Raw genomic sequence first — 2579 nt, 5'->3', positions numbered from 1 at the left:
GGCGTGTTGGCGGTTTGCGCCCGGCGCAGCCTGGCACCTGGCGATGGGCCGAAGTGGCGCTCGAAGCGCGCCTCGGCTGCCAGCGCCCTCGATGCATCCTCCAGTTCGACATCGGGGATGCGATAGGCGCACGCCAGCGCCCAATCCACCAGGTGGCGGTGGTGAAGCCGGTCGATCTCGGGTCGGTCGGTCTCGGCGCGCATCGGGCACGCCAGCCGGTAGCCTTCCAGCTTGAGGGTGGCCGCTTCACGCGCCGGGGCATCAAGGTCAAGCACGCCATCCCGATGCACGAAGCCGCGCGGGCCATCCGCGACAGCATGCCGGTTCGCATCGCGCTCCAGGATGTCCAGTTGATCCAGCTCGCGCTGGCGGCCATCCTCCTCACACCACAGCGCCCGGGTGATCTCGAAATGGCAGTGGTCGATCTCGACGGCATCCTCCCCCGCCAGGACCGTCAGCTCGTCAGCGAAGCGCAGCAACCGCGCGCGGATGCACGCCGCTTCTACCGCCTCGTTCAGCCAGCCATCGACGTCCTTCGTCGCCCAGCCATAGGGCTCCGCCTGATCCCCGGCATCGCGGCGAAAGGCCGCGCGCAGTTCGGCAAGGGTCATCAGGCGACCCCGAACCGATCGAACAGCCCGGTCACTTCGCGGCGCAGCTTGTCCACGCCCTTGCGCTGATCGAGATCGACCTTGAAATGCGTTTTGGCGAAGGCACCCAGCGCCCCTTTGTCCATGAAAGCAATGGTGTCGCGCAGCCCCTGCTCCTGCGGGTCTTCCTCCTCGTGCAGCGGAACCGGCGCCTGGGCCATGGCGACCGGCATGCCAGCCAGTCCCGGCTGAAGCGCGGTCGCCTGGAACACGTCGGCATGTCGCAGCAGCTTGCCGGCCAGATCGGCCGGGCACGGCACCGCCACGCCGCGCGGGAAGCGCATGTGACTGCCATAGGTGCCATCGATGTGCTGCGCGCGGTGGCCGACGTACACCACCGGCACCAGGCCATTCGCCGTCACGGCGGTTGCGAGGGCGGCGGGCTTCGCCGGCACAGGCGGCGTGATGGCCGCCACCGCATGCACCACCGCGCGGAACAGGAAACCTCTGGATTTCTGTTCCTGCGACAACTCGGCATAGGGGCGGCAGCACGGGTGTCGCTTCGCGTTCGCATCCTTCACCTCGCCGCAGGACCAGCCCTCCGCCAGCTTTTGCGCAAGCCACGATTCGTGCGATTGCTCGGGCGTGGCGGCGGGGTTGGCAAGATGCAGGGCCACGTCGGCCAGTGCCGACGCCTGCTGCCACTCGGGCGCCTGATCCCAGTCAGGCTGCGTGCTGTCGCCCAGCGACGCACAGTAGGCGCGGTTGACTTCGTGCGCCACCCTGGCGATCTGTTCGCGATTCATATTGGCTCCTCGGCGGGGCGCCTCCCGGCGCCCCGCGACGGGTTTACGGGTTGCCGTGATTCAGGCCCTGCACCACCACATCCAGGCGCGCGGCAGCATCCTGCGCAGCGCCGCCGACAGTGGCGACGAGGTAAGCGGGCCGGGGCAGGCGCACCGGAATCACCGCAGTGTTGTCGGCGCGCTGGCGGCCGGTGGTAGCGGCATCGAGCGCGGCGTGGAAGTAATCGTCGTCCTGCGGTACCTCCACCGAATCGGCGCCGTCTTCATACAGAAAGCCCAGTTTCAGGGTGGTCGATGCCTTGAACGCGGTGGATACAAAGCACAGGCAGTCGTGCAGCTCGATACCAGCCGGCAGCCAGCCGATGCGTACCACATCGCCGATGGCCAGTACGGTGGCCTGGTCCGAACCGGCGACGCAGCCCGCGCCGTTGATGATCAAAGTGAAGCGTTGTGCCCAGGCGTTGCCATACGGCGCGGCATGAGAGTTGGCCCGGCGCAGGCCGGGTAGCGTAACGGTAGCCATGAAGGTGCTCCAGATGGGCCGGGCATGCCCGGCCGGGGTGAGGAAGGTTTAGGCGGCGAGCTTGACCGCGGTGTCGATCGCCATCACGCCGAAGTCGGTGATTTCCTTCTGCGTGCCGTGGTCGATCTCGAAGCGGACCTTGGATTTGCCGCTGATCATGCCGACCAGGATTTCCAGCTTGTCGCCGTGGTCCAGCTCCTTTTCGCTCCAGAAGTACGGGTTACCCGTCTGGCGCGCCTTGCCAAACGCCTCGGCCAGCGCCTGGCCGCCCAGCAGCAATGCGCGGTCCACCGCGAACTGCTTGCCAAAGCTGGCCGGCACCCGGTCCGACTGTTCGGCGGCAGAGGTGACCGAGGGGCACCAGTTCAGCGAATCGCCGGCGTAGAAGCGGATCGGCTTGGGCATCTTCACCACCAGGATGCCGTTCCACAGCCCGGCTTCGCCCAGGAACAGCGGGTGCATCTTCGCAACCTGGGCACGTGCCATGGCATTGGCCTGCCAGGTGCGGAAATTGCCCGAGCGCACGATCGACGTGTACTGCTCGGACGAAGTAAGCAGCACGCGCAGCGGCGCGTCGCTGGCGGCCTGGTCGCCTTCGAACTTCACCGACGGCGGCGGCAGCGGCATCGAGTCGAACAAGGTGCGCAGCGCATCGACCAC

4 protein-coding genes are annotated in these 2579 nt (G+C 67.4%); all 4 read right to left on the bottom strand.

Features of this window, described 5'->3' with window-relative positions; translation table 11 throughout:
• A partial coding sequence (locus FAZ21_RS19930) for a phage adaptor protein (RefSeq protein WP_136775174.1) occupies positions 1-611 on the bottom strand: 611 nt, incomplete at its 3' end.
• Entirely contained in the window at positions 611-1396 is a 786-nt protein-coding gene (locus FAZ21_RS20680; RefSeq protein ID WP_211243547.1) for a RyR domain-containing protein, read from the bottom strand. The genes FAZ21_RS19930 and FAZ21_RS20680, both read right to left, overlap by 1 nt.
• Before the next feature lie 43 nt (positions 1397-1439).
• Entirely contained in the window at positions 1440-1919 is a 480-nt protein-coding gene (locus FAZ21_RS19920; RefSeq protein WP_136775173.1) for a hypothetical protein, read from the bottom strand.
• A gap of 48 nt (positions 1920-1967) precedes the next feature.
• Positions 1968-2579, bottom strand: a 612-nt coding sequence (locus tag FAZ21_RS19915; RefSeq protein ID WP_136775172.1) for a phage capsid family protein, incomplete at its 5' end; no start/stop codon positions are given.

The sequence above is a fragment of the Chitiniphilus eburneus genome (assembly GCF_005048205.1).
Taxonomy (GTDB): domain Bacteria; phylum Pseudomonadota; class Gammaproteobacteria; order Burkholderiales; family Chitinibacteraceae; genus Chitiniphilus; species Chitiniphilus eburneus.
This window is presented reverse-complemented; position numbering and strand designations above follow the sequence as displayed.

Bases quoted from the DNA above. Each gene is read 5' to 3' on its own strand.
- FAZ21_RS20680 (WP_211243547.1), bottom strand. From the start codon at position 1,396: ATGAATCGCGAACAGATCGCCAGGGTGGCGCACGAAGTCAACCGCGCC.
- FAZ21_RS19920 (WP_136775173.1), bottom strand. From the start codon at position 1,919: ATGGCTACCGTTACGCTACCCGGCCTGCGCCGGGCCAACTCTCATGCC.